The sequence below is a fragment of the Corallococcus sp. CA047B genome (assembly GCF_003612065.1).
Classification (GTDB): Bacteria; Myxococcota; Myxococcia; order Myxococcales; family Myxococcaceae; genus Corallococcus; species Corallococcus praedator.
Genome location: NZ_RAWD01000573.1, coordinates 1 through 2,685 on the forward strand (window position 1 = coordinate 1; position 2,685 = coordinate 2,685).

The window sequence follows — 2,685 nt, forward strand, 5'->3', positions numbered from 1 at the left end:
CCCCACGCCCGCCCTGGCGTCACGCGGCTTCAGGCTGCTGTTCGTCCAGCGTGCCGGACTTGAGCGCTCGGCTGGCGATCCCCGACATGCTCTCCGCCAGCGTCTGGACGGAGCGGGTGACGGTCTGCGTCTCCTCCACGACCTTCAGCGTGCGCCGCATCTGGCCGGACAGCTCCTGGATGGCCTGGGCAATCTGATAGGTGCCCGTGTCCTGCTGGGCCACGGCCTCGGTGATCATCCGCACGCTGCCGCTGGTGTCGCCGATGATGCCCGTGAGCTTCTGGAGCTGCGAGCCGGAGGTGCGCACCGCGTTGAGGCTGACCTGGACGCGCTGTTCGCCCTGCTCGCTCATCTTCGCCGTCTCCCGCATGGTCGCGCTCACGCCGTCGAGCACGTCGCGGATGCGCTGGGTGGCCCGGATGGACTGGTCCGCCAGGCTGCGCATCTCCTTCGCCACCACGCTGAATCCCTTGCCGCTGTCGCCGTTGCGCACCGCCTCGATGGCGGCGTTGATGGCCAGCATGTTGGATTGATCCGCCAGCGTCTTCACGTCGTCCACGATGCCGGACACCTCCCGGGTGCGCTCGTCCAGCGCCAGGATGCGCGCGGCCATCTCCGACACCTCGGTCCGGATGGCCGCGAGGTCCAACAGCGTGCGGTCGATGGCGGCGCCACCCTCGCGTCCCACCCGCTCCGCGCTCTCCGCCGAGGCCGCCAGCATGCGGGCCTTGTCGGCCGTCACGTGCGAGCCCTGGCGGATCTCCTGGACCGTCTGCTCCAGCTCCTGGAGCGCCGACGCCTGGCGGCTGATGCCGGCGGTCTGCTCCTCGCTGGTGGTGCGAAGCTGCTGCACGACGGCGGCGAGCTCATCCGCGCCTCGGCCCATGCTCTGGGCCAGGGCCCGCACCTCCTTGCGCCGCGCGTCCAGCAACTGGGCGTGCTCCGCCAGCGAGCGCACCACCAACGAGGACCGGCGCGCCACGATGCCCACGAGCGACAGCGTGACCGCGAGGAAGCCCCAGTGCACCTGGCTGTCGGTGGCCTCCATCAGGCCGAGCATGGGCAGCGTGCTGAGCAAGAGGACGAAGGTGAGGACGCAGAGCCCGGCGACGAAGATGCGCGCATCCACGTCACCCCGCAACGCCTGGATGGCCGCGACGGCGACGCAGACCATGAGGCCGGGGAGCGAATAGAGGATGAAGGCGGGCAGGAGCCGCCACACGGCCCCCAGGTCGATGAGCGCGAGCACGGCCTGGAAGACGGCGGGCACGGTCACCACCGCCGCGAACCGGCGGAACCAGCGCAGCTTGTCCGGACCCGCGGTATCGGAGATGAACCACGCGAGCCCCGGCAGCACCGCGTACGAACCCAGCAGCGTGAGGACGCTCCCGCTGGCCTCCGCGTTCCAGAGCGCGGTGGACATGGTGCTGGAGCCGAGCAGGAGCATGCCGGAGCCCACGGCGAAGACCGCGAGCGCGACGAGCAACCGCTGCTGGCGGCGCAGGATGGCGGCGCCCAGGGACGTCAGGCCGATGGCCATCAGCAGCATGCCCATGACAAAGGGCGGCAGGCCCCGGCGCGCCTCCGCCGCGAGCAGGTCATAGCGCCCGCCCACCCGGGCATCGCGCGTGACGCCGATGGCCGGCCCCGTGCCCTGGATGCGCAGCAGCACGTGCCGGCCCACGCTGGAGGGGGGCAGGGGCACCACGTGCCAGGCCATGTTCGCCATCGTCTCCTTCCCCTGGGGGGCCAGCTTCCCGCTCGCGTGGATGCGCTGACCGTCGGCGTAGGCCTCGAAGGCGTTGGCGACGTTGCCCAGGAAGAGCGCGGGTTCGAGCCACGGGCCCGCGGGCACCGGGATGCGCAGCCAGAGCATCGTGCGGTCCCCACGCTCCGGCGGCTCCTTGAGCGCGGTCATGGGCTGCCAGCCCTCCGTCGTCTCCGCCTGCTTCGCCCAGGTGGGCACGCCGTCGGGTTCAATGGGTGAGTCGCCCCAGCGGAAGCGCCAGCCCTCGAGCGCGGGCACCGTCGTCGTCGCCTGCGTCGGCTCCGCGTGCGCGGCGGGGGCCCACGCGAGGACGAGCAGCAGCGCGGAGCCCACCAGGGCCGCGAGCCGTGAAACGTTCCCGTGCCGGGTGTTCTTGAAACGAGCGAACCCGTGATGGAGGTCGAAGGTGAAGAGGCAGGATTGACCCATTTGAAACAGATGCTCTAGCGCCTGGGGGTCCTCTGTAAAATGGGTCCCCGATGCCTCCCCGCCTTGCCTGCTGGCTCGGGCACGCGCTCTCCGCATGGGAACCCGTCGCTGATCAGGCCCGTAAAACATGTAACCGGTGTCTGGGTTTTTCATGTGACGCCCTGACGGGAGGGTGTCTCACCGGGTTGTCTCACGCGGGAGGCTGTTCTCTGTCAGGGCGTGTCCGTGGCCGCGACCGGGTTCCCTTCGGTGGGGACCTGATGCGTCGGGTGCGGAGAGACGGCTGGCGCTGGATCCGGGCCTGGGCTGCCCCACACGGAGCGGACTCCGAAGTAGCCTTCGACTTCACCGTGCGTGTCACCTCCGCGCGGCTTTCCTTCAGGAGACGCCATGGATTCCCCCTCCGCCCGCAGGGGCACGCCGCACCGGGGCTGCACGCTGAGCGGGTTCGTGGAGGGGGAGGGGCCTCCGGTGGTGATGATCCAGGG

The 2,685-nt window shown here is 70.5% G+C and carries 1 protein-coding gene; it reads right to left on the reverse strand.

Translation table 11 applies throughout. The annotated features are described in order from the left end of the window. Positions 1–19: 19 nt before the first annotated feature. A complete protein-coding gene (locus D7X74_RS41105) occupies positions 20–2,197 on the reverse strand; it encodes a methyl-accepting chemotaxis protein (protein WP_120538363.1) in 2,178 nt (725 codons plus the stop codon). Positions 2,198–2,685 lie beyond the last annotated feature (488 nt).

Bases quoted from the DNA above. Each gene is read 5' to 3' on its own strand.
- D7X74_RS41105 (WP_120538363.1), bottom strand. From the start codon at position 2,197: ATGGGTCAATCCTGCCTCTTCACCTTCGACCTCCATCACGGGTTCGCT.